At 73.3% G+C, this 23,127-nt stretch carries 19 protein-coding genes; 11 read left to right on the plus strand and 8 right to left on the minus strand.

Going from position 1 to position 23,127, the window contains the following annotated elements; genetic code table 11:
• Position 1 precedes the first annotated feature (1 nt).
• The 5 genes from ACZ6ZN_RS23100 to radA form a co-directional block, all read right to left on the minus strand.
• A complete protein-coding gene (locus tag ACZ6ZN_RS23100) occupies positions 2-3,064 on the minus strand; it encodes a type 2 lanthipeptide synthetase LanM family protein (RefSeq protein WP_469648886.1) in 3,063 nt (1,020 codons plus the stop codon).
• Between the two features lie 127 nt (positions 3,065-3,191).
• Positions 3,192-3,356, minus strand: coding sequence for a class II lanthipeptide, LchA2/BrtA2 family (locus ACZ6ZN_RS23105; RefSeq protein WP_369198765.1), 165 nt, complete (start codon positions 3,354-3,356; stop codon positions 3,192-3,194).
• 36 nt (positions 3,357-3,392) lie between these two features.
• A complete protein-coding gene (locus ACZ6ZN_RS23110; RefSeq protein WP_451876306.1) occupies positions 3,393-3,557 on the minus strand; it encodes a plantaricin C family lantibiotic in 165 nt (54 codons plus the stop codon).
• 306 nt (positions 3,558-3,863) lie between these two features.
• A complete protein-coding gene (gene disA / locus ACZ6ZN_RS23115) occupies positions 3,864-4,988 on the minus strand; it encodes a DNA integrity scanning diadenylate cyclase DisA (protein WP_333937246.1) in 1,125 nt (374 codons plus the stop codon).
• 81 nt (positions 4,989-5,069) lie between these two features.
• Positions 5,070-6,479: a DNA repair protein RadA gene (radA, locus tag ACZ6ZN_RS23120; RefSeq protein WP_451876307.1), complete on the minus strand. Its 1,410-nt coding sequence runs from the start codon at positions 6,477-6,479 to the stop codon at positions 5,070-5,072.
• 196 nt (positions 6,480-6,675) lie between these two features.
• Here radA and ACZ6ZN_RS23125 point away from each other — a divergent pair, with 196 nt between their 5' ends.
• Positions 6,676-8,406 (plus strand): BACON domain-containing protein, encoded by a 1,731-nt coding sequence (locus ACZ6ZN_RS23125; RefSeq protein ID WP_469648888.1) that lies wholly within the window; start codon positions 6,676-6,678, stop codon positions 8,404-8,406.
• 43 nt (positions 8,407-8,449) lie between these two features.
• Here ACZ6ZN_RS23125 and ACZ6ZN_RS23130 read toward each other — a convergent pair whose 3' ends face one another.
• A complete protein-coding gene (locus ACZ6ZN_RS23130) occupies positions 8,450-9,277 on the minus strand; it encodes a DUF3109 family protein (RefSeq protein ID WP_398108741.1) in 828 nt (275 codons plus the stop codon).
• 71 nt (positions 9,278-9,348) lie between these two features.
• On the opposite strand from ACZ6ZN_RS23130, the gene ACZ6ZN_RS23135 reads away from it, so the two are divergent.
• The 4 genes from ACZ6ZN_RS23135 (at position 9,349) to ilvD (ending at position 13,843) form a co-directional block, all read left to right on the plus strand.
• On the plus strand, positions 9,349-10,281 hold the full coding sequence (locus tag ACZ6ZN_RS23135) for a Ppx/GppA family phosphatase (protein WP_451876309.1): 933 nt from the start codon (positions 9,349-9,351) through the stop codon (positions 10,279-10,281).
• 118 nt (positions 10,282-10,399) lie between these two features.
• The gene (locus tag ACZ6ZN_RS23140) at positions 10,400-11,224 is read left to right on the plus strand and encodes a sugar phosphate isomerase/epimerase family protein (RefSeq protein WP_469648889.1); all 825 of its coding nucleotides are present in this window, start codon (positions 10,400-10,402) and stop codon (positions 11,222-11,224) included.
• On the plus strand, positions 11,221-11,850 hold the full coding sequence (locus ACZ6ZN_RS23145) for a TetR/AcrR family transcriptional regulator (RefSeq protein WP_398108738.1): 630 nt from the start codon (positions 11,221-11,223) through the stop codon (positions 11,848-11,850). The genes ACZ6ZN_RS23140 and ACZ6ZN_RS23145 overlap by 4 nt, the downstream gene beginning before the upstream one ends.
• 139 nt (positions 11,851-11,989) lie before the next feature.
• Positions 11,990-13,843 carry a dihydroxy-acid dehydratase gene (gene ilvD / locus ACZ6ZN_RS23150; protein ID WP_469648892.1) on the plus strand — a complete coding sequence of 618 codons (1,854 nt, stop codon included), beginning with the start codon at positions 11,990-11,992 and terminating at the stop codon, positions 13,841-13,843.
• Between the two features lie 294 nt (positions 13,844-14,137).
• Here ilvD and ACZ6ZN_RS23155 read toward each other — a convergent pair whose 3' ends face one another.
• Positions 14,138-16,273, minus strand: a complete 2,136-nt coding sequence (locus ACZ6ZN_RS23155) for a protein kinase domain-containing protein (RefSeq protein WP_469648895.1) — start codon at positions 16,271-16,273, stop codon at positions 14,138-14,140.
• A gap of 181 nt (positions 16,274-16,454) precedes the next feature.
• Between ACZ6ZN_RS23155 and ACZ6ZN_RS23160 the strand changes: the two genes are divergently transcribed.
• The 6 genes from ACZ6ZN_RS23160 (at position 16,455) to proC (ending at position 21,377) form a co-directional block, all read left to right on the plus strand.
• Entirely contained in the window at positions 16,455-16,796 is a 342-nt protein-coding gene (locus ACZ6ZN_RS23160; RefSeq protein ID WP_451876313.1) for an SH3 domain-containing protein, read from the plus strand.
• Positions 16,797-16,877: 81 nt separating this feature from the next.
• Complete coding sequence (locus ACZ6ZN_RS23165; protein ID WP_469648897.1) at positions 16,878-17,372, plus strand: EamA/RhaT family transporter; 495 nt, start codon at positions 16,878-16,880, stop codon at positions 17,370-17,372.
• 393 nt (positions 17,373-17,765) lie between these two features.
• Positions 17,766-18,593 (plus strand): class I SAM-dependent methyltransferase, encoded by an 828-nt coding sequence (locus tag ACZ6ZN_RS23170; protein ID WP_469648900.1) that lies wholly within the window; start codon positions 17,766-17,768, stop codon positions 18,591-18,593.
• Positions 18,594-18,869: 276 nt separating this feature from the next.
• Entirely contained in the window at positions 18,870-19,694 is an 825-nt protein-coding gene (locus ACZ6ZN_RS23175) for an ABC transporter ATP-binding protein (RefSeq protein WP_469648902.1), read from the plus strand.
• Complete coding sequence (locus tag ACZ6ZN_RS23180; protein WP_469648904.1) at positions 19,691-20,458, plus strand: ABC transporter permease; 768 nt, start codon at positions 19,691-19,693, stop codon at positions 20,456-20,458. The genes ACZ6ZN_RS23175 and ACZ6ZN_RS23180 overlap by 4 nt, the downstream gene beginning before the upstream one ends.
• A gap of 106 nt (positions 20,459-20,564) precedes the next feature.
• Entirely contained in the window at positions 20,565-21,377 is an 813-nt protein-coding gene (gene proC / locus ACZ6ZN_RS23185; protein ID WP_398108731.1) for a pyrroline-5-carboxylate reductase, read from the plus strand.
• Positions 21,378-21,423: 46 nt separating this feature from the next.
• Here proC and trpS read toward each other — a convergent pair whose 3' ends face one another.
• Positions 21,424-22,458 carry a tryptophan--tRNA ligase gene (trpS, locus tag ACZ6ZN_RS23190; RefSeq protein ID WP_469648906.1) on the minus strand — a complete coding sequence of 345 codons (1,035 nt, stop codon included), beginning with the start codon at positions 22,456-22,458 and terminating at the stop codon, positions 21,424-21,426.
• Positions 22,459-23,127: the final 669 nt, after the last annotated feature.

A 23,127-nucleotide genomic window follows, 5' to 3' on the forward strand; every position in this document is an offset into this window, starting at 1 on the left:
CTCATCGTTCCCGGGCGGTGAGGGTGACGGGGCAGACGCGGACGGCCGGGTCGAGCCGGTTGACCAGGTGCAGCACGATCCCGGAGGTGCCGACCATCAGGCTGTTGGTGTGGGCGTAGCGGCTGCGGGAGTCGTCCGTCTTGCGCAGGAACACGTCCGGTTGCAGCCATCTCCGCTCGATCGCCTCCAGCTCGGCGCGCAGCCCGGTGTCCCCCGCGTCCCGGGCCAGTGCGGCCAGGGCGCCGTGGTTGCCCAGGTCGCCGTGGCACCAGGTGAGGTTGCGGCCGAAGCCGTGGCGCAGGGTGCCGGCCACGGCCCGGTCCCGCAGGGCCGCGCTCGTCTCGTCGCCGGAGACGCCGTGGTACGCGGTCAGGGCGAGGGCGATGCCGGTGGCGCCGTGGCACCAGCCGGTGGAGAAGGACCTCGGCCCGGTGGTGCTGGAGAACCAGTTGCCCTCGTCCGCGTCGTAGAAGTCCCCCAGTCGCGCGACCAGTTGCTCCAGGACCGGTTCGACCTCGCGGCGCCGGTCGGGGGACAGCCGCGGCAGGGCCCGGCACAGGGCGTGCAGGACCCCGCTGACGCCGTGGGCGAAGCCCGACTGGGACAGCACGCCCCGGGCTCCGGGGCCGTCGGTGCGCAGCCCGTCCACCAGCAGGGAGGCGAGCAGGTCGGTGGCCGAGGCGGTGTGCGGCCCGCCGACCGCCGTGACGCAGGACAGCACACCGGCGAGTCCGCCGATGACGTCCAACGGCAGTTCGGCGGGCGGCTGTTCGCGGATCTGCTCCAGGAGCAGCGGGACGGCGCCGCCGGCGGCCCGGGTCCAGTCGTCCTGGCCGAGCACCCGGCCGGCCGCGGACAGCCCGAACAGGATGCCGGCCAGCCCCGTGTAGCCGCCGTAGCCGGCCTGCCGCACGCTGCGGGTCTCGTAGCGGTGACCGGCCAGGATGTCGGCGGTCGTGGAGAAGATCTGCGCGGCCAGGTCCCGGTAGGCGGCGACGTCCAGCACCCGTCCGGCCGCCGCGAGGGCGAGGGCCGGCCCGGTCCGGCCGGTGTACAGGTCGTAGCCGAGGACCCCGGGAGGCCAGGGCCGGTCCGTCTGCGCGGACGCCAGCGGGCCGATCCAGGTGCGCGGGAGGTGGGCGAAGCGGTCGGGGCGGGAGGTGGCCACCAGCCGGTCGCACAGGTCGACGGCGAGTCCGGCGAGAGCGGCGGGTCCGGTGAGCGCGGCGGGTCCGGCCGCCCCGTCCGCGGGCGGGCCGGAGGAGCCGGCGGCCGGCGCCGCGGCGACCGTGCCCCGGGACGGTGTCAGATGGTTGTCGGGGAAGCGCGAGGCGAACGCGGAGTGCAGCAGCCGCAGTTGCTCGCCGAGTTCGAACTCGGTCAGCCGTGCGCTCTTCATCAGGGCCTGGTCCAGCGGCGACCGGGCGAAACGGGCACCGACCTCGGTCCCCGCGCCGTCGGTCAGGGCGGTGCCGGTGGCGGCGACCGTGAAGTACGGGACGTCCCGCTCGGCCAGTTGCCGCAGTTCGGAGCGGACGATGTGCCGGTCGGAGGTCTTGCTGGCGATCGCGATGCGCTTCAGCAGCGCCAGGAACGGACCGGTCGAGTCCAGCGCGTGCGGGCCGGACACCATCCGCAGCGTCTGGGAGTAGAGCACCGTCGGGTTGTGGACGTAGCGGACCCGGATCCCGGCGGCCGCCTTGCGCAGCAGGGACGTCCAGCCGTCCGGGTCCGCCATCACGGCCCGGAAGACCCGGCTGAAGCCGTCGGCCATGCGCCGGCCGAGCTCGTGCGTCTCGTCCTCGGTGAGGGACCCCACCACGGTGTGCCGCTCCTCGACCGGCGCCGACCGGAAGGCGAGCCGCACCCGGTCCGTGAAGGGCTCGTCGAACTGCATCGACTTGAAGGGGGAGGCCCCGCGCCCCTTGTCCCCGAGGAACCCCAGGTCGACGTGGCCGCCGTCCCCGCCCTTGCCCGCCATGACCAGCGGGAGGATGCCGATGCCGTAGACGGACTGCCCGATGACGGCGTACGCGTTGCCCGGCGCCTCGGGAGTGGGGCCGGTGTGGACCCGCTCCGGGTGCAGGATCGTCTCGAGGTCGATCGGGAGCGGACCGCGCCGGGTGGGCAGGATGTTCTCGAAGTGCATGTCACGCGCGTTCAGCAGGTACAGCACGGCGGCGAGCTCCCCGCTGTCCTCCATGAACCGCGCCGACATGTCGGAGACGTCCTCGGCGTCGATGAACTCCACATAGCCGTAACCGTCGCGCTCCAGGACGTCCGCCCAGACGAGCCGGGTGCCCAGCCGGTCGTTGAGTTCCTGCGCGATCGTCGTGTACGCGGCCTCGCAGGAGACGTCGCGGGGCTTGTAGACCAGGCGCCTGCCGGACCCGAAGGTCAGCACGGACACGGACCGGCCGTGATGGTGGGTGTCGCCCTCCGACGCTCCGAACGACACCAGAGGGTCGGCCGCGTCGATGCCGAACGCCCCGGCCAGGGCAGCCCGGTCCTGCGTGAGGCGCGTGCACAGTTCGGCGATGGCGGCGGCCTCGTTGCGCAGCACGACACGGACGACGTCCCGCAGCACGGGGAACGACAGGCCGCTCACGTCCTCGAAGGACGTCCGGCACGCCTCGCGGACGAAGTACCGGTAACGCTCCTGGGGCGTGTCACCGCGTAGAACGCCCTGTTCCCGGGCGTGGTTGACGGCCGCCACCAGGGGGCGGGTCAGGACGTGGCGCAGCCGGACCTCGGCCCGGTCGAGCAACTGCAACAGCAGGGCGTCGGGGGCGCCGGGGTTCACGGCGAGCAGCGCCGGGAGGCCGGTGTCCGCCACGGGCAGGGCGACGGATCGGACGACGTGCTGGAACGGGTAGCGCTCGGGGTCGTTCAGCCACTGCGCCACGGAAGGCCGGTCGCCGGCACCGGACGGAGAGGGCGCGCGGTGTCCCGGCCCGTCGCGCAGGACGGCGAGTATCTCGTCGTCGTATTGCGCCAGGGGTGCGATGGTCTCCTCGACTTCGGCGCTGTCGAACTCTGGATAGTAAGGGGCTGGAGTTGTCATGTTTCGCCGCTCCATCTGTGCGCGTCGTCGAGGAAGGCAACACGGTGAGGGCGGAATGAGAATCGGAGGACCGACGCCCATTCCGCCTCGGCGTGCTAAGCGCTCACCGGCAGGGGTGAGGCGGAATTCAGCACTTGCTGGTGCACTTGGTCGTCGGGCAGAGCGCCGCCGACGCCAGCGTCACGGTGGCTATGCACCAGGGACCGGTACCGCCGTGGGTGTCCGCCTCACCGAGCTCGATGAGCTCGGCCTCGTCGTGACCACCGAGGAGGTCGGTCTTCTTGTCCTGCATCGTGTCTCCTTCTGGAAGCTCTGATCAGCCGCGAAATCAGTTGCAGTTGGGCTGGCATTCCTTGGTGAGGGTGCACCAGCCGCCGTGGTTGCCGAGGGCGTCGGACAGCGAGAAGGTGTTCGTGGTGCACGCGCCGTAGGCGACACCGTCGAAGTCCTGCTCCGCGATCTCCTCGAGCAGAGAGATGTCTCCCTGGTACATGAGGTCCTCCTTGATAGGGATGTCGGCCCGGCGCCCTTTTCCCGGCCGGCGAGCCGTGACTCACATCCTGGGCCGTCGGCATTCGCCGGGAATGGCGGAGTGATTCCTTCACGATGTCCGGACGGCATGCGGGAGATGGCAGCGGGATTCCGGCCGGATGGGCCGGCCGCGCGCCTTGCGCGCGCGCTTCGCACAGCGCGCGCATACGCCCGGCACACACGAAACGGCTGAGGGCGGCACCCTCTCGGGGTGCCGCCCTCAGCCGTTCAGGACGGGTTGGTCAAGCGCGGGGAAGGCAGGGACGTCTCAGACGTACCGCTCCAGGATCGACGACTCCGCCAGCCGGGACAGGCCCTCGCGGACGCTGCGGGCCCGGGCCTCGCCCACGCCGTCGACCGTCTGGAGGTCGTCGACGCTCGCCGCGAGCAGCTTCTGGAGGCCGCCGAAGTGCTCCACCAGGCGGTCGATGATCGCGCCGGGCAGGCGCGGCACCTTGGCCAGCAGGCGGAAGCCGCGCGGGGACACCGCCGAGTCCAGCGTCTCGGGTGAACCCGTGTACCCCAGCGCCCGCGCCACCGTGGGCAGTTCGAGCAGCTCGGCGTGGGTCAGCGCGTCCAGCTCGGACAGCGCCTCGTCGACCGTGCGGGACCGCTTGGCCGTGGGCTCGGGGACGTAGTCGCGCACGACCAGCTCGCGCTCGGGCTCCACACCGGCGATCAGCTCGTCCAGCTGGAGCGCCAGCAGCCGGCCGTCCGTGCCCAGCTCCACCACGTACTCGGCGATCTCCGTGGCGATGCGGCGGACCATCTCCAGGCGCTGCGCCACCGCCGAGACGTCCCGGACGGTGACCAGGTCCTCGATCTCCAGCGCGGACAGCGTGCCCGCGACCTCGTCGAGGCGGAGCTTGTAGCGCTCCAGCGTGGCCAGGGCCTGGTTGGCGCGGGACAGGATCGCCGCGGAGTCCTCCAGGACGCGGCGCTGGCCGTCGACGTACAGGGCGATCAGCCGCATCGACTGGGACACCGAGACGACCGGGAAGCCCACCTGCTTGCTGACGCGGTCCGCGGTGCGGTGCCGGGTGCCCGTCTCCTCGGTGGGGATGGTCGGGTCGGGGACCAGCTGCACGCCCGCGCGCAGGATCTTCGACAGGTCCGAGGACAGCACGATGCCGCCGTCGAGCTTGCACAGCTCGCGCAGGCGGGTCGCGGTGAACTCGACGTCCAGCACGAAGCCGCCGGAGCACAGCGCCTCGACGGTCTTGTCGGAGCCCAGCACGATGAGACCGCCGGTGTTGCCCCGGAGCACCCGCTCCAGGCCGTCACGCAGGGCGGTGCCCGGTGCCACGGCGCTCAGAGAGGCGCGCATGAGGCCATCTGTACCGGCACTCCCACCGGACTTTCCGGGAGCTGCTGCCCGGTCGTTGGCTGCCACTGCACTCCTCCGGTCGCAGGTTCTGGGGCGCCCCCGTGTCGCACGCTTGGTTCGCACGGACGGGCGAGACCAGGGCAAAGTCTACCGGCGACCCTCCTCGTCCCGTGGGGCCTCTCGGCGACGGGACCGGGGAAGGACCCGCAGGGCGTCCCCTATGTCCGCGACTTCCAGAACCTTCATGCCCGCCGGGACCTTGCCCGGATCGGCCGGGACCAGGGCGTGCGTGAAGCCCAGGCGGTGGGCTTCCGCCAGTCTGCGCTGCACTCCTGTGACTCTGCGCACCTCTCCGGCCAGGCCCACCTCGCCGATCGCGACGAGGTTCTTGGGGAGAGGTGTGTCACTTGCCGCGCTCGCCAGCGCGAGCGCCACCGCCAGGTCCGCCGCGGGCTCCGAGAGCTTCACCCCGCCGACCGTCGCGGAGTAGATGTCCCTTTTGCCCAAGGCGCTGATCCGGCCGCGCTGTTCCAGCACCGCGAGCATCATCGAGACGCGGGAGGTCTCCAGGCCGGAGGTGGTGCGGCGCGGGGAGGGGATCTGCGAGTCGACCGTGAGCGCCTGCACTTCGGCGACCAGGGGGCGGCGGCCCTCCAGGGTGACGGTCAGGCAGGTGCCCGGGACCGGTTCGGCCCGGCGTGTCAGGAAAAGTCCGCTCGGGTCGGCGAGGCCCGTGATGCCCTCGTCGTGCAGTTCGAAGCAGCCCACCTCGTCGGTGGTGCCGTAGCGGTTCTTGACGCCCCGCACCAGCCGCAGGCGCGCGTGCCGGTCGCCCTCGAAGTGCAGGACGACGTCCACCAGGTGTTCCAGCAGGCGGGGGCCGGCGATCGCGCCGTCCTTCGTGACGTGGCCCACCAGCAGCGTGGACATGCCGCGTTCCTTGGAGGCGCGGATCAGGGCGCCGGCGACCTCGCGCACCTGGGCCATGCCGCCCGGGGCGCCGTCGATCTCCGGGGAGGCGACGGTCTGGACCGAGTCCAGGATCAGCAGCGAGGGCTTGACCGCGTCCAAGTGGCCCAGCACGGCCGCGAGGTCCGTCTCCGCCGCCAGGTAGAGGTGGTCGTCGATCGCGCCGATGCGGTCGGCGCGCAGCCGGACCTGGCTGGCCGACTCCTCGCCCGTGACGTACAGCGTGCGGTGCTCGTCGCTCGCCGACTTGGCCGCCACGTCCAGCAGCAGCGTCGACTTGCCCACGCCGGGTTCGCCCGCCACCAGCACCACCGCGCCCGGCACCAGTCCGCCGCCCAACACGCGGTCCAGCTCGGGCACGCCGGTCGTGCGGGCGGTGGCCCGGCGGCCGTCGACCTGGCCGATGGGCAGGGCGGAGGTGGTGACCCGCCCGGGCGTCGTCGTACGGACCGCGGGCGTGCCGTACTCCTCGACCGTCCCCCAGGCCTGGCACTCGGGGCAGCGGCCGAGCCACTTCGCCGTCTGCCAGCCGCACTCGGTGCAGCGGTAGGACGGGCGGTCCTTGGTGGATTTCGTACGGGCAGCCATGGACGGAACCGTAGCCGCCGCCACTGACATCGCGGGACCGGCCGGCCCCGCCCGCCCGCGCGCCAGGGCTCCGCCACCCCTCGCCGACGGCGGAACGAACCGTTCCTGTCCCCGATTGAGGGATCGTTTCACCCGTACGGATTAAATGTGCTCAAGCCACCGGAAGGTGCCACGTCCGGCCCCCTACGGTCGCCGAATGATGAGCAGTACTCCGGAGATCTCGACCCGCTCGGCCCGCAGCACCGGCGCCCACAGGGCGCACCGGGAAGCGCGCGACCGCGGGGCGGCGCGCACGCTGGCGCAGCGGCCGCCCGCGCGCTACGAGCCCTACCTGGACGGCCTGTTCACCTACTGCCTGTCCGTGCTGTGCGACCACGACGCCGCGACCGCCGCCCTGGGCGACGTCCTCGCCCTGGCCGAGCGCCGCGGCCGGCACGTGCCCGAGGCGCCCGCCGAGCGCCGGGCCTGGCTGTACGCGCTGGCCCGCTGGGCCTGTCTGCGCAAGCTGGCCGAGGCCAAGCAGAAACGTCAGAGCAGCCACGCGGCGGGCCGTTCCGGCCGGCAGCACGCCGAGCGCCCGGCCGCACCCGCCCCCTCGGAGGAGGTGCAGGAGCACCGCCGCCGCGAACTGGCCCAGCTGGCCTGGCCGGAGGCCGCCGGCACCACCCCCGAGCAGCGCGAGGCGCTCGAACTGGCCGTGCGCCACCACCTCTCCGCCCACGAGGTCGCCGCCGTGCTCGGCCGGGACGTCGCGGCCACGCGCGATCTGCTCGCCTCGGCCGCCTGCGAGGTGGAACGCACGCGTGCGGCCCTCGCCGTGGTCGAGACGGGGACCTGCCCCAGCGTCGCCCACCTCGTCGGCGACGACCGGCTGGTCCTCGGCACGACCCTGCGCCGCGAACTCGTCCGGCACGTCGACGACTGCCCGCGCTGCCGCCGCACCGCCGAGCGCGCCATCCCCGGCCGCTGGCCCGGCACCAGCGTCACGCCCGCCGAGCTGCCCGTCCTCGCGGCACCCCGCGCGGCCCTGCACGTCGCCATGGCCCACCCCCCGCGCGCGCGGGCCGACGCGCCCCGCTTCGACCGCCGCGGCTTCCCGATGGACCCCAAGGACCACGCCGCCCGGCGGGACCGCCTGCGCGCGCGTGCCGTCACCACGACCGTCGTCGCCACCGTCGTGGCCGCCCCGGTGCTCGCCCTGTGGGCCGCCTACCGCGGCACCCCGGTCGGGGAGGGGCAGGACGGCCGCTCCGCCTCGGCCAGCGAGGCCGACGACCCGTACGGCATGGACGGCGAGATCGCGGGCGGCGGCTACGAGAACGCCGGCAACGCGAGCACCCGCCCCGGCCCCCGCTTCGGCGAGGACGGCAAGGCCGACGTGTCCGTCGAGGTCGTCGGTGTCGCCGGGGCGGGCCGCGAGGGCGCCCTGGCCGTGACGGCCGACAACCGCGGCGACACCACCCTGATCACCCTGACCGCCACCGGCCCGGCCACCGTCACCTGGTCCGCCTCCACCGGGGCCGACTGGCTCTACCTCAGCCGCTCCTCGGGCACCCTCCGCCCCGGCCGGACGGTGACGATCCAGGTCTACGTCGACCACCTGCGCGAACCCGCCGGCGCCTGGCAGGCGCGGGTGGCGATCGCCCCGGCCGGCGCGGTCGTGCACATCGAGGGGTACGGCACCGCGCCCACCCCGTCCGGCCCCGGCACCCACCCCGGCGGACCGGGCGGTCAGCCCTCGACCCGGCCCGACCCGACCCCCACGACCTCCGCCCCGGACCCGGACCCGACGCCGACGACCCCGCCGCCGTCCTCCGACCCGGACCCCACCCCGACCCCGACCCCCACGGACACGGCACCCACCGAACCGGCGGGCTCCACGCCCCCGCCGTCCGGCAGCGGCGACCCGAGCCCGGAGACGTCGTAGGGCCGGGTGGGCAGGACCCGCCGAGGGGTGCGGAAGGACCCCGTCAGGCCACCGGTCCGGCCGGAGGCGCCGGGGGTGCCGGATCCGCCGGGTGGGGCGCCAGCAGCGGCAGCTGCGAGGCCAGCCGCTGCTCGCACAGCTCCACCAGACGGTCGTAGCCGGCCTTGCCCATCAGCTCGATCAGCTCGGGCCGGTAGGAGACGTAGACCGGATCGCCCGCGCCGTGCGCCGAGGTCGCCGAGGTGCACCACCAGTGCAGGTCGTGACCGCCCGGGCCCCAGCCGCGCCGGTCGTACTCACCGATCGACACCTGCAGTACGCGCGTGTCGTCGGGCCGGTCGATCCACTCGTACGTCCGGCGCACCGGCAGCTGCCAGCACACGTCCGGCTTGGTCTCCAGCGGCTCGCGGCCCTCCTTGAGGGCGAGGATGTGCAGCGAGCAGCCCATCCCGCCGGGGAAGCCCGGCCGGTTCTGGAAGATGCAGGACCCCTGGAAGGGCCGGGTCTGTCGGTCGCCGTCCTCGTCCTCGGACACCCAGCCGTTCCGCGTGCCCTCGGCGTGGTGCTGCCAGATGTCCGGAGTGAGCCTGGCCACATGCTCGGCGACGCGCTTCTCGTCGTCCTCGTCCGAGAAGTGGGCACCCAGCGTGCAGCACCCGTCGTCCGCGCGGCCCGCCTGGATGCCCTGGCAGCCGCTGCCGAAGATGCAGTTCCAGCGAGAGGTCAGCCATGTCAGATCGCAGCGGAACACCTGCTCGTCGTCCGCCGGATCGGGAAACTCCACCCACGCGCGGGCGAAGTCGAGGCCCTGCTCGTCGGGAACCGCGACGCCAGGTGATTTGTCGCGCTTGGCCTTTTTCGTCTTTGGCACGCCTCCAGGGTACGGGCCGGGTGCCCGCACCGAGGACGGCGGAGGGCCCGGCGGGCAGTAGCGTGCCCTACATGAGACTCGGTGTCCTCGACGTGGGTTCGAACACGGTGCATCTGCTGGTGGTGGACGCCCACCCCGGCGCGTGCCCGCTGCCCGCGCACTCGCACAAGGAGGAGCTGCGCCTGGCCCAGCTCGTCGAAGAGGACGGGGCCATCGGCCCCCAGGGCGTCGACCGGCTGATCGCGGTCGTCCACGGGGCGCTCCAGGCCGCCGAGGACAAGGGCGTCGAGGAGATGCTCCCGTTCGCCACCTCCGCCGTGCGCGAGGCACGCAACGCCGACGACGTCCTCGCGCGCGTGCGCAGCGAGACCGGCGTCGAGCTCCAGGTCCTCACCGGTGAGGAGGAGGCCCGGCTCACCTTCCTCGCCGCGCGCCGCTGGTTCGGCTGGTCGTCCGGGAAGCTGCTCGTCCTGGACATCGGCGGCGGCTCCCTGGAGATCGCCTACGGCATGGACGAGGAGCCCGACGCGGCCGCCTCCCTGCCCCTGGGCGCCGGGCGCCTCACGGCCGGCTGGCTGCCCGGCGACCCGCCCGGCCCCGACGACGTGCGGGCGCTGCGCCGCCACGTGCGCACCGAGATCGCCCGCACGGTCGGCGAGTTCAGCCGCCTCGGCGCCCCCGACCACGTGGTCGCCACCTCCAAGACGTTCAAGCAGCTGGCCCGCATCGCCGGCGCCGCCCGCTCCGCCGAGGGCCTCTACGTCCAGCGCGAGCTGAAGCGGGAGTCCCTGGAGGGCTGGGTGCCGAGGCTGGCTGGGATGACCGAGCGCGAGCGCGCGGAGCTGCCCGGGGTGTCCGAGGGACGGGCCGGCCAGTTGCTGGCGGGGGCCCTGGTCGCGGAGGCCGCCCTCGACCTGTTCGGCGTGGAGCGCGTGGAGATATGCCCCTGGGCCCTGAGGGAGGGCGTGATCCTGCGCAGGCTGGATCACATGGACAACGCGTAGCGGCCGCTGCGGGGCCCGAGCGCGAGGGAGGGAACGGGCCGCGCCGGCACGTGGCAATCACCACAACGGCCAGGAGACCCCCCACGTCCCGACCATCCCACCCCGTAACCTGTGCTGCATGGCAGAGCCAGCCGTAAAGATCCCGGACGCGAAGGTCGCCCTCTCGACGGCCTCGGTCTACCCGGAGTCGACGGCCACGGCCTTCGAGATCGCCGCGCGTCTCGGCTACGACGGGGTCGAGGTCATGGTCTGGACCGACCCGGTCAGCCAGGACATCGAAGCCCTGCGCAGACTCAGCGACTACCACCGCATCCCGATCCTCGCCGTGCACGCCCCCTGCCTGCTCATCACGCAGCGCGTCTGGTCCACCGACCCCTGGACCAAGCTCCAGCGGGCCCGCGCGGCGGCCGAGAAGCTCGGCGCCGGCACGGTCGTGGTCCACCCCCCGTTCCGCTGGCAGCGCCAGTACGCGCGCGACTTCGTCAGAGGCGTCTGGCGCATGGCCGACGAGACGGACGTACGGTTCGCCGTCGAGAACATGTACCCCTGGCGCTACCGCGACCGGGAGATGCTCGCCTACGCCCCCGACTGGGACGTCACCAAGGACGACTACCGCCACTTCACGATCGATCTGAGCCACACCGCGACGGCCCGCTCCGACGCGCTGGCCATGGTCGACCGCATGGGCGACCGCCTCGGCCACGTCCACCTCGCCGACGGCCGCGGCTCCGCCAAGGACGAGCACCTCGTGCCCGGCCGAGGCACCCAGCCCTGCGCCGAGGTGCTGGAGCGGCTGGCCGTGACCGGCTTCGACGGCCACGTCGTCATCGAGGTCAACACCCGGCGCGCCATGTCCGCCGCGGAACGCGAGGCCGACCTCGCCGAGGCGCTGGCCTTCACCCGCCTCCACCTGGCCGCCGCGGCCAAGGTCCCGCGCCCGTGACCGACCGGCCCGCGTCCGGCGGCCCCGGTGCCCCCGCGCGCCGCCGCGGCCGCCCGCCGCGCACCGAGTCGGCCGGCACCCGCGAGCGCATCCTGACCGCCGCCCGCGACGAGTTCTCCGAGCGCGGCTACGAGAAGACGTCCGTGCGCGGCATCGCCAAGGCGGCCGGCGTCGACTCCGCCCTGGTGCACCACTACTTCGGCACCAAGGAGCAGGTGTTCGAGGCGGCGATCACCCAGTCCTTCGGCCCGGCCCTGCAGGCCCCGGCGGCCATCGAGGAGGGCCCGCTCGACGGCGTGGGGGAGCGGCTGGCCCGCTTCTTCTTCGGCGTCTGGGAGAACCCGGCGACCCGCGCGCCCCTGCTGGCCATCGTCCGCTCCGCCCTCACCAACGAGACCGCGGCCGCCGTCTTCCGCCGGATCGTCGCCACCCAGGTGCTGCGCCGCATCGCCGTACGGCTGGAGCTGCCGGACGCCGAACTGCGCGCCGAGCTCGCCGCCGCCCAGCTCGTGGGCACCGCGATCCTGCGGTACGTCATCAGGATCGAGCCGCTGGCCTCGGCGGACCCGGAGCAGATCATCGAGCGGCTGGCCCCGGTCGTCCAGGGACATCTGACCGATCCGTGAGCCGCCCGGGGGACGCACACGAGACGGCCGTCCCGCATTTCGGACACTCTGTCCCGCCCTCTGGATGACCGGCGTACGCTCGACAGCAGTCAGAAATCTCCGCAATCCTCTGACGCAGTCTCTGAAGGAGCGAGCGACGATGCCCGAGCTGAGGTCCCGCACAGTCACCCACGGCCGCAACATGGCGGGCGCCCGCGCCCTGATGCGCGCCTCCGGTGTACCGGGCGGCGACATCGGCCGCAAGCCGATCATCGCGGTCGCCAACAGCTTCACCGAGTTCGTCCCCGGCCACACGCACCTGGCCCCGGTCGGCCGGATCGTCAGCGAGGCGGTCGTCGCGGCCGGCGGCATCCCGCGCGAGTTCAACACCATCGCCGTCGACGACGGCATCGCCATGGGCCACGGCGGCATGCTCTACTCCCTGCCCTCCCGCGACCTCATCGCGGACAGCGTGGAGTACATGGTCGAGGCCCACTGCGCCGACGCCCTGATCTGCATCTCCAACTGCGACAAGATCACCCCGGGCATGCTCAACGCGGCCCTGCGGCTGAACATCCCCACGGTGTTCGTCTCCGGCGGGCCCATGGAGTCCGGCCGCGCCACGCTCGTCGACGGCACGGTCCGCACCCTCGACCTGGTCGACGCGATCTCCGACGCCGTGAACGACAAGATCTCCGACGAGGACATCCTCCGCATCGAGGAGAACGCCTGCCCGACCTGCGGCTCCTGTTCCGGCATGTTCACCGCCAACTCGATGAACTGCCTGACCGAGGCCATCGGCCTGTCCCTCCCGGGCAACGGCTCGGTCCTCGCCACCCACACGGCCCGCAAGGCGCTGTACGTGAACGCGGCCCACACCGTCATGGACATCACCCGCCGCTACTACGAGCAGGACGACGAGACGGTCCTGCCGCGCAGCGTGGCGTCCTTCGCGGCCTTCGAGAACGCCATGGCCCTCGACATCGCCATGGGCGGCTCCACCAACACGATCCTGCACCTGCTGGCCGCCGCCCAGGAGGCGGGCGTCCCCTTCGGCCTGGACGAGATCAACGCCGTCTCCCGCCGCGTGCCCTGCCTGGCCAAGGTCGCCCCGAACGTCGCCAAGGACCGCACGTACTACATGGAGGACGTGCACCGCGCCGGCGGCATCCCCGCCCTGCTCGGCGAGCTGCACCGCGCCGGGCTGCTCAACGAGGACGTGCACTCCGTGCACAGCCCCTCCCTCGCCGACTGGCTTAAGACCTGGGACGTGCGCGGCGGCTCCCCGTCCGCCGAGGCGGTCGAGCTGTGGCACGCGGCACCCGGCTGCGTCCGCTCCGCCGAGGCCTTCTCCCAGTCCGAGCGCTGGGAGGCCCTGGACGAGGACGCCGAGGGCGGCTGCATCCGCTCCGCCGAGCACGCCTACTCCAAGGACGGCGGCCTCGCGGTCCTCAAGGGCAACCTCGCCGTGGACGGCTGCGTCGTGAAGACCGCCGGCGTCGACGAGTCCATCTGGACCTTCGAGGGCCCGGCGGTGGTCTGCGAGTCGCAGGAAGAGGCCGTCCAGAAGATCCTCACCCAGCAGGTCAAGGACGGCGACGTCGTCGTCATCCGCTACGAGGGCCCCAAGGGCGGCCCCGGCATGCAGGAGATGCTCTACCCGACCTCGTACCTGAAGGGCCGCGGCCTCGGGAAGACCTGCGCGCTGGTCACGGACGGCCGGTTCTCCGGCGGCACCTCCGGCCTGTCCATCGGCCACGCCTCGCCCGAGGCGGCCGCGGGCGGCACCATCGCCCTGGTCGAGGACGGCGACCGCATCCGCATCGACATCCCGGGCCGCTCGATCGACCTCCTGGTCGACGACGCCGAACTGGCCCGCCGCGAGCAGGCCCTGAACGGCCGGTACGCCCCGAGGAACCGCGAGCGCAAGGTCTCCGCCGCGCTGCGCGCCTACGCGGCGATGGCGACCAGCGCCGACAAGGGCGCGGTGCGGGACGTGTCGAAGCTGGGCTGACCCCCGCCGAGCCGCCGAGGGCCGCCTCCCGTCATGGGGGGCGGTCCTCGCCGTATCCGCTCACCAGGCCGCGGGATCGCGCCCGTCGACCGCGAACACCGTGCCGTCCGGCGCGCTGCCGGTGCGCCCCGAGGAACCGCGACCGCAAGGTCTCCGCCGCGCTGCGCGCCTATGCGGCGATGGCGACGAGCGCCGACAAGGGCGCGGTCCGGGACGTGTCGAAGCTGGGCTGACCCCCGCCGAACCGCCGAGGGCCGCCTCCCGTCACCGGGGGGTGGCCCTCGCCGTATCCGCTCACCAGGCGGCGGGATCGCGCCCGTCGACCGCGAACACCGTGCCGTCCGGCGCGCTGCCGTACACCCGGTCGCCCACCACCACCGGCTCCGGCAGCGAGGCCGGCACCCGGTCGGAGCGCTCACCCAGCCGGACCGGCGTCTGCCCGGCGAGCCTGCCCCGCCGGGCGTCGACGGCGAGCAGCCGCCCGTCCGGCGCGCTCACGTACACATGCCGTCCGTCCGAAGCGGGCCGGGAGGCCCGCACGACACCCGTCTCCAGGGTCCACAACTGCTCGCGCGCCCCGAGGTCGACGGCCGTCAACGCCCCGCCGGCCGCCATGAGATGGACGACGTCCCCCCGCACACCGCCCTGGGCCTGCGCCAGGGGGACGCGCAGCGGCACCCGCACGGTGGTGCGGCTGCGAGGGTCGTAGCGCACGACGGACCGCGCCTCGCCGCGCACGGCGTCGACGGCCAGCGCCACCAGCGATCCGTCCGCCGTGCCGACGGCCTCGAGATTGCCGTCCAGCCCGGCCTGCCACCGCACCGCACCGATCCGCGGATCCACCGCCGTGACGCGCGTCCGGCTCCCGTCATCGGACACGCCCACCGCATACGCCAGCCGGTCGCCGGGGAACGACACGAAGTACGGCACGTCCTGCCCCGGCACCCGGTGGCTCCACCGCACGCGGCCCGAGGCGGCCTCCACCCCGCTGACCGTGCCGTCGGAGCCGGTGAGCAGCACCATGCCCCCCACGGCCCGCAAGCCGCCGTACGCCGGCAGCTCCCGCCGGGACACCTCGCCCGAGGCCAGCTCGACGGACGTCAGCCTCCGCCCCTGACCGAGCCCGCCCAGCACCCTGCCGTCCGCGACGACCGGAGCCCCGGCGGGCGGCCCGCTCGCGGCGGCGCCCTTCAGCGCCCGCCGCCACAGCAGCCGCCCGTCCATGGCGTCGCGCGCGAACACCAGCCCTTCCTGCGCGCACACCACGGCGTCCGCCGCGTACGAGCACTGCGGGGCGCTGCGGCCGTCCAGCGGCTCCGCCTCCCACCCGGAGAACGCGGCGGCCCTGGTCCGCGGCGAGGCGGCCTCCCGCGCCGGATCCGCGCTCCCGGGCAGACCCGTCACCGCCAGCACCCCCGCGGTGGCCAGCGCGAGAGCCCCGGCCACCACGGCCCCCCGCTTCAGCAGCCGGCCGGACCCCCCACGCGCGGGCGCGTCGGCGACCGGCGCCTCGGGGGCGGGCGCCGCCGCTTCCTCCTCGGCGGGCTCCGCCGGTTCCTCCTCGGCGCGCTGCGCGGGTATGAAGGCCTGCGTGTCGTACGAGGCCGACACCGAGCGCAGTTCCCGCATCAACTCGTCCGGCGACGGCCGGTCCTCGGGCTCCTTGGCCAGGCACCGCAGCACCAGAGGGGCCAACTCGGCGGGTACGCCGGTCAGTTCCGGCTCGTCGTGCACGACCTGGTAGGCGACGACGTACGGACTGTCCGAGTCGAACGGCCCCCGCCCGGTCGCCGCGTGGACCATCACCGACCCGAGCGCGAACACGTCGGCGGCGGGCCCGACCTCCCTCGGTCGCCGGAACTGCTCGGGCGCCATGAACGGCGGCGTCCCGATGAGTTTCCCCGTCTCGGTGCGCAACTCGCTGTCCTTCGGCCGGGAGATGCCGAAGTCGATGACCTTCGGCCCGTCCTCGGCGAGCAGCACGTTGCTCGGCTTCAGATCCCGGTGCACGACCCCGACCCGGTGGATGTCCCGCAGCGCCTCGGCGAGCCCGGCCATCAGCCGCCGCAACCGGGCGGGCGCCAGGGGCCCGTTCCGCTTCACCTCCTGGGCGAGCGTGGGGCCCGGAATGTACAGGGTCGCCATCCAGGGCCGCCCGGCCTCGGGATCGGCATCCACGACCGGTGCGGTGAAGGCTCCGCTGACCCGCCGGGCGGCCGCCACCTCCTGCCGGAAACGCCCCCGGAACTCGGGGTCCTTGGCGAACTCGGCGTGCACGACCTTCACGGCCAGCTTCATCCCGGAGGTGCTGCGCGCCAGGTGCACGACCCCCATCCCGCCGGAACCCAGGCAGGACTCGAGACGGTAGTGACCGGCGTATTCGGGAAGTTCCGCTTCCGGGCCCGCTCCGGCGTTCCGTTGTGGCGCCATGGGACCACCCCCGTGCTGTTCGTCCGCGCGCGCGACGGACGGAGCCTAGTCGATGACTCGTACGGGACAGCGGCGGCTTGCCGCCCCCCAACGGCGAGTCACGCACATGTGTTTGAGAGCGTGATTCCAGGGAATCAACGGGACCCCACGGCAGACGTGGGGCTCAACGGGGGAGGAACACATGTCAGTCGAGCCTGCCGAGATCGAGCGCGCCGCACAGCCCGAGGACACCGCGGGCGCCGCCGTCCCGGTCGTCACCACCCTGGCCGCGGCGGCCACGACGTACCCGATCGCACCGGGCACCAGCGTCAACGTCCGCAGCGGCCCCGGCACCGGCTACCCGGTCGTCAAGGTCCTGCCCGCCGGGTCCCGGGTCTCCATCAACTGCCAGTCGCCGGGCACCTGGATCACCGGCCCCTACGGCACCACCAACATCTGGGACAACATCGCGAGCGGCCAGTACATCTCGGACGCCTACGTCCAGACGGGCAGCGACGGCTACATCCGCCCCCGCTGCTCCTGACCGCCCGCCCCGGGCCGGTGTGGCCCACCCCCACTGCGGGCCACACCGCCCCGGGCGCCGCACCGCGCGCATAATCGACGGGTGAGCGCAGAGACAGGCACCCCGTCCCCCGGCACCGCCCCCCACCCGGAGCCGCTCCGGTTCTTCGGCACCAGCTGGGTCGACCACGGCGACCACTACACCGCCCGCCGCGTCGCCGTGGCCGCCGGTTCGCTCGTCGCCGCCGCCGCGTCCTGCCTCGTCCTGCGCCTCGCCTACCAGGGGCTCCAGATCGCCGCGATCGGCGGCTTCGTCACGCTCCTGACGACCGCCATGTTCGCGATCTGCAGCGCGATGGCCTTCCGCCACACCTGGGAGGGCTTCACCCGACGCCCGGACCCCGACCGTCAGGCGTCCCTGCGCGGCCTCCTCGCCATCGGCTTCGTCGGCTCGCTCCTCGCCTACTTCCTCCGCTCCCTCACCGAGGCCCCCGGCGAGAAGCTCCACCGCGCCGAGTACGAGGAGGCCCGCCGCCGCCACGAGAAGCGCAGCACCCGCCGCTCCGGCAACCCGTCCAAACAACGCCGCCACACCTGACCGCCCCCACGCTGCTCAGAGTCGCCGGGCTCGTCCTTCACGGCCCGCTTTCCGTCCCGCCCTCGCCACATCGAGTCGCGCGCGGACCGCCCCCCTGGGGCCCGCCCTCCGCGCCCAAGCGCTTCTCACCGGCATCGCACCGCGTCCCGGCCCGTCTCCCGGCCACCATGGCGTCACGACCCGACCTCATGCCCCCCCTCCCACCAGGGCCGAAGCCACCCCCTGACGCTCCCCGTCCCGCCGCGCCTGACCCGCCGGGCCCGTTGTCCACGGACCGCTTGCCGGCCCGCCCCCACCAGCTCCCGTCGCTCGCGGGTCGGCCCTCTGAGGCCCGCCCTTCGCGCCCGACCGCCTCTCACCGCGTCCAGCCCCGGCTCCCGGCGACCATGGGGCATGACCCGACCTCATGCCCACCACCCCACCGGAGCCGAAGCCACTCCCGACCATCCCCGCCCCGCCCCGCCGCCGCACACGACCCGCGCGCACTCCTTCAACGCCGCCGCGGCCCAGTACGCGGCCCACCGGCCCGCCTACCCCCCGGCCCTCTTCGACGCGGTCGAAGCCCTCACCGGCCGCCCACTCGCCGGCGCCCGCGTCGCGGACGTCGGCGCCGGGACCGGGATCGCCACCGCGCTCCTGCATGCGAGGGGCGCGGACGTCGTCGCCGTGGAACCCGGCGCGGGCATGGCCGCCCAGTTCCGCCGCAGCCACCCGGACATCCCGCTCGTCCGCGGCACGGGCGATGAGCTCCCCCTCGCCGACGGCTGTCTGGACCTCCTCACCTACGCCCAGGCCTGGCACTGGACCGACCCCGCCCGCTCCGCCCCCGAAGCCCTGCGCGTCCTGCGCCCCGGCGGTGCCCTGGCGCTGTGGTGGAACACCGAGGCGCTGGACGTGCCGTGGATCGCCGAAGCCGCTGAACGGATCGCCCGTCACTTCGCCATCAACGTGCCCGCCGAGCGGCGCCACGCCGGGGCCGGCGCACCCGACCCCACCGGCCGTCTCGACTTCACCCGCCGCACGGTCCGCTGGAGCCGCCGCGTCCCGGTCGGCACCCACCTCGCCAACATCGCCAGTCACTCGATCTTCCTCGTGCACGACGAGGAACGCACCGCCGCCTTCCTGGACCGAGAGCGGCAGCACCTCCTCGCGGCTTTCCCGGACGGCCACGTGGAGGAGGTCTACGACGTGGTCCTCCTCCTCGCCGAAGCCCCGTCGTGACCCGGACCCCATCGCGACCCGGACCCCGTCGTGACCCGGACCCCATCGCGACCCGGACCCCATCGCGACCCGAACCCCGTCGTGACCCTGACCCCTCCTGACCCGGGCCCCCGCACCTCACCCCACCCGGCGCCTCCCCTCCCGCCGCACTCCACCGGCACAAGCCCCCCGGCAGCCCCCCGGCACATCCGGCCCGGCGAGACACCCCCGCCCGAGGCCGCCCGGAACGCCGCCCCGCGCTTGACGCCCCTCACCCCCGGGAGCATTATTCATCGCATGATGAATAATGCTCCCGCGTCCCCGCGCCCGAGTCCGGAACCCGGCGGATCCGAGCCCGCCACCCCCGCCCTCCGCGCCGAGCACCTCACCGTCGTCCGCGGCACCCGCACCGTCCTGAGCGACCTCGCCTTCACCGTCCCGCGCGGCCGGATCACCGGCCTCCTCGGCCCCTCCGGCTGCGGCAAGTCCACCCTCATGCGCGCCATCGTCGGCACCCAGGCCAAGGTCACCGGCACCCTCGACGTCCTCGGCCGGCCCGCGGGCCACCCCACCCTGCGCACCCGCATCGGCTACGTCACCCAGGCCCCGTCCGTCTACGACGACCTGACGGTCCGCCAGAACCTCGACTACTTCGCCGCGATACTCGACCCGGGCCGCGCCCACGCCGACCGCCGCCACGACCACGTCACCCGCGCCATCGCCGACGTCGACCTCACCAGCCACGCCGACGCCCTGGCCGGCAACCTCTCCGGCGGCCAGCGCAACCGCGTCTCCCTCGCCGTGGCCCTCCTCGGCACCCCCGAGATCCTGGTCCTGGACGAACCGACCGTCGGCCTCGACCCGGTCCTGCGCCGGGACCTGTGGACCCTCTTCCACGACCTGGCGGCGGACCGCGGCACCACCCTCCTGGTCTCCTCCCACGTCATGGACGAGGCCGAGCGCTGCCACCGCCTGCTCCTCATGCGCGAGGGCCGCCTCCTCGCCGACGACGACCCCGACGAACTGCGCGCCCGCACCGGATCCGACACCGTCGAAGAGGCCTTCCTGCACCTGGTCGACCAGGCGACGGCCGCGGACCGCACCAAGGAGACGACCCGATGACCGGCACGGCCACACCCCCACGCGCCCTCAGCGCGTCCCGCACCACCGCCACCGCGGCCCGGGTCCTGCGCCAGCTCACCCACGACCCGCGCACCATCGCGCTGCTGATCCTCATCCCCTGCGTGCTGCTGCTCCTGCTGCGCTACGTCTTCGACGGCAGCCCCCGCACCTTCGACAACATCGGCGCGTCCCTCCTCGGCATCTTCCCGCTGATCACGATGTTCCTGGTGACGTCCATCGCCACCCTGCGCGAACGCACCTCCGGCACCCTCGAACGCCTCCTCGCCATGCCGCTGGGCAAGGGCGACCTCATCGCCGGCTACGCCCTCGCCTTCGGCACCCTCGCGATCGTCCAGTCCGCCCTGGCCACGGGCCTCGCCGTCTGGCTCCTCGGCCTCGACGTCACCGGCAGCCCCTGGCTCGTGCTCCTGGTGGCACTCCTCGACGCCCTCCTCGGCACGGCCCTCGGCCTGTTCGTCTCCGCCTTCGCGGCCTCGGAGTTCCAGGCGGTCCAGTTCATGCCGGCGGTGATCTTCCCCCAGCTCCTGCTCTGCGGACTGTTCACCCCGCGCGACGCCATGCACCCCGTCCTGGAGGCCGTCTCCGACGTGCTGCCCATGTCGTACGCGGTCGACGGCATGAACGAGGTCCTGCGCCATACCGACATGACGGCCGCCTTCGGCCGGGACGTGTCGATCGTCGCCGGCTGCGCCCTGCTTGTCCTCACCCTGGGAGCGGCCACCCTCCGCCGCCGCACCATGTGACCGGCCCGGGCGCACGTCCCGCCCACCGGACACGCCCGCCGCCCCGCCACCCCGAGTGCGAGGATGAACCAGGACGACGCGCAACCCCCGGAGGGCACCGAAAGCCATGACCCAGAAAGTCGCAGTCCTCGGCACCGGCAAGATCGGCGAAGCCCTGCTCAGCGGAATGATCCGGGCCGGCTGGACCCCGGCCGACCTCCTGGTCACCGCCCGCCGCCGGGAACGGGCGGAGGAACTCCGCACCCGCTACGGCGTCACCCCGGTCACCAACGCCGAGGCCGCCAAGACCGCCGACACCCTCATCCTCACGGTCAAGCCGCAGGACATGGGCACCCTCCTCGACGAGCTCGCGCCGCACGTCCCCGCCGACCGCCTGGTCATCAGCGGCGCCGCCGGCATCCCCACGGCCTACTTCGAGGAGCGCCTAGCCCCCGGCACCCCGGTGGTCCGCGTCATGACGAACACCCCGGCCCTGGTCGACGAGGCGATGTCCGTCATCTCCGCCGGCACGCACGCCACCGCCGACCACCTCGCCCACACCGAGGAACTCTTCGGCGCCGTCGGCAAGACCCTCCGCGTACCCGAGTCGCAGCAGGACGCCTGCACCGCCCTCTCCGGCTCCGGCCCCGCGTACTTCTTCTACCTGGTCGAAGCCATGACCGACGCCGGCATCCTGCTCGGCCTGCCCCGCGACAAGGCGCACGACCTGATCGTCCAGTCCGCCATCGGCGCCGCGACCATGCTCCGCGACAGCGGCGAGCACCCGGTCAAGCTCCGCGAGAACGTCACGTCCCCCGCGGGCACGACGATCAACGCCATCCGCGAACTCGAGAACCACGGCGTCCGGGCCGCCCTCATCGCCGCCCTCGAAGCCGCCCGCGACCGCAGCCGCGCCCTGGCCTCCGGCAACAGCAACTGAACCCGCGGGGGCGGCCGCACACACCGCCCCCACCGGCACCCTCACCTCACACGCCGGCCCCGGCCCGCGTCCCCGCGCCCTCCACCACAGGAGCCAGCAGCCCGATCGCGCGGTACGCCGCGTCCACCGTCGGCCGGGCCATCCCCCGAGCGCGCTCGGCCCCGGCCCGCAGCACGGCCTCCACCTGGCCCGGATCGGCACACAGCTCCTTGTGCCTCTCCTGCACGGGCCGCAGCACCTCGACCACGGCCTCGGCCGTGTCCCTCTTCAGATCCCCGTAGGACGCGTACGCGCCACTCAGGTCCTCGGGATCCGCACCCGTGCACGCGGCGAGGATCTCCAACAGGTTGGCGAGCCCCGGCCGGGCCTCCCGGTCGTACACGACCTCCCGCCCGCTGTCGGTCACGGCCCGCATGACCTTCCTGCGGACCACGTCCGGCTCGTCGAGCAGATAGACGATCCCCGGCCCCACGTCGTCGCTCTTGCCCATCTTCGACGTGGGTTCCTGCAGATTCATCACCCGCGCCCCCACCTCCGGCCGGGTGGCCCGCGGCACGACGAAGGTGTGCGCGTACCGCTGGTTGAACCGCACCGCCAGGTCCCTGGCCAGCTCCACGTGCTGGCGCTGATCGTCCCCGACCGGCACCTCACCGGCCCCGTACGCCAGGATGTCCGCCGCCATCAGCACGGGATACGTCAGCAGCGACAGCCGCACGCTCCCACCCCGCCGCTGCTCCCGGGCGGCCTTCTCCTTGTACTGGATCATCCGCCGCATCTCCCCGTCGGTGGCCACGCACTCCAGCACGTACGACAGCCGGGCGTGCTCGTCCACATGGCTCTGCACGAAGACGGTGCACAGTTCGGGATCGAGCCCGGTCGCCAGCAGCAGGCTCGCGGCCTGCCGGCTGAGCCGGCGCACCCGCGCGGGATCGTGGTCCACGGTCAGGGCGTGCAGATCGACCACGCAGAACAAGGCGTCCGCCTCGTGCTGGTCGACCGCGGCCCACCGCCGCATCGCTCCCAGGTAGTTCCCCAGCGTCAGATGCCCCGTCGGCTTGACCCCGCTGAAGACCCGCGTCATCTCTGTTCCACCTTCCGGTCCGGGACCACCGCCCCGGCCCGGCCGCCCCTCGGGAGTAGCGGAGGGAGAAACAGAAACGGCCGCCGAGGCGGCGGCCGTCGAGTGCGTACGTGAGCGCGGCCGCCGTCAGGCGGCCCACCAGGACTGGTGACACGTACGCGTGGTCATGCGCTCCACAGTACGCCCCAGGGGCCCGGTCCACCCGGCACTTGACACGCCCTACCCCCCTCCGTAGTGTTCTCCGAGTTGCCCGACGTGAGAGCCGACTCCGGTCGGTCCCCGGGCAGCCACTCCGCAGGTACCCACCACTACTCGACGGGCAGATCTCTGTCCTCGTTTCTTTGGTGCGCGTATTCGCGGAATGAGGAATCCATGTTCGAAAGGACGCGGGCCCCCGATTAGGTCGGGAGCCGGGGAATCCGCTAAAGTCTCACTCGTCGGAACGGCCCAACGGCTGCGAGGACAAGCCCCTCTGACTGGGAATCAGGTCCGAAAGGATCTGATAGAGTCGGAACCGCCGGAAAGGAAACCGCGAGAGCGGAAACCTGGAAAGCACCGAGGAAATCGGATCGGGAAGATCTGATAGAGTCGGAAACGCAAGACCGAAGGGAAGCGCCCGGAGGAAAGCCCGAGAGGGTGAGTACAAAGGAAGCGACCGTTCCTTGAGAA

This window comes from Streptomyces sp. NPDC053665 (assembly GCF_055585285.1).

What these genes read in the sequence shown, in the direction of transcription:
- ACZ6ZN_RS23100 (WP_469648886.1), bottom strand. Translation starts at nt 3,064, where the DNA reads ATGACAACTCCAGCCCCTTACTATCCAGAGTTCGACAGCGCCGAAGTC.
- ACZ6ZN_RS23105 (WP_369198765.1), bottom strand. Translation starts at nt 3,356, where the DNA reads ATGCAGGACAAGAAGACCGACCTCCTCGGTGGTCACGACGAGGCCGAG.
- ACZ6ZN_RS23110 (WP_451876306.1), bottom strand. Translation starts at nt 3,557, where the DNA reads ATGTACCAGGGAGACATCTCTCTGCTCGAGGAGATCGCGGAGCAGGAC.
- radA (WP_451876307.1), bottom strand. Translation starts at nt 6,479, where the DNA reads ATGGCTGCCCGTACGAAATCCACCAAGGACCGCCCGTCCTACCGCTGC.
- ACZ6ZN_RS23125 (WP_469648888.1), top strand. Translation starts at nt 6,676, where the DNA reads ATGATGAGCAGTACTCCGGAGATCTCGACCCGCTCGGCCCGCAGCACC.
- ACZ6ZN_RS23135 (WP_451876309.1), top strand. Translation starts at nt 9,349, where the DNA reads ATGAGACTCGGTGTCCTCGACGTGGGTTCGAACACGGTGCATCTGCTG.
- ACZ6ZN_RS23140 (WP_469648889.1), top strand. Translation starts at nt 10,400, where the DNA reads ATGGCAGAGCCAGCCGTAAAGATCCCGGACGCGAAGGTCGCCCTCTCG.
- ilvD (WP_469648892.1), top strand. Translation starts at nt 11,990, where the DNA reads ATGCCCGAGCTGAGGTCCCGCACAGTCACCCACGGCCGCAACATGGCG.
- ACZ6ZN_RS23155 (WP_469648895.1), bottom strand. Translation starts at nt 16,273, where the DNA reads ATGGCGCCACAACGGAACGCCGGAGCGGGCCCGGAAGCGGAACTTCCC.
- ACZ6ZN_RS23160 (WP_451876313.1), top strand. Translation starts at nt 16,455, where the DNA reads ATGTCAGTCGAGCCTGCCGAGATCGAGCGCGCCGCACAGCCCGAGGAC.
- ACZ6ZN_RS23170 (WP_469648900.1), top strand. Translation starts at nt 17,766, where the DNA reads ATGACCCGACCTCATGCCCACCACCCCACCGGAGCCGAAGCCACTCCC.
- ACZ6ZN_RS23175 (WP_469648902.1), top strand. Translation starts at nt 18,870, where the DNA reads ATGATGAATAATGCTCCCGCGTCCCCGCGCCCGAGTCCGGAACCCGGC.
- ACZ6ZN_RS23180 (WP_469648904.1), top strand. Translation starts at nt 19,691, where the DNA reads ATGACCGGCACGGCCACACCCCCACGCGCCCTCAGCGCGTCCCGCACC.
- proC (WP_398108731.1), top strand. Translation starts at nt 20,565, where the DNA reads ATGACCCAGAAAGTCGCAGTCCTCGGCACCGGCAAGATCGGCGAAGCC.
- trpS (WP_469648906.1), bottom strand. Translation starts at nt 22,458, where the DNA reads ATGACGCGGGTCTTCAGCGGGGTCAAGCCGACGGGGCATCTGACGCTG.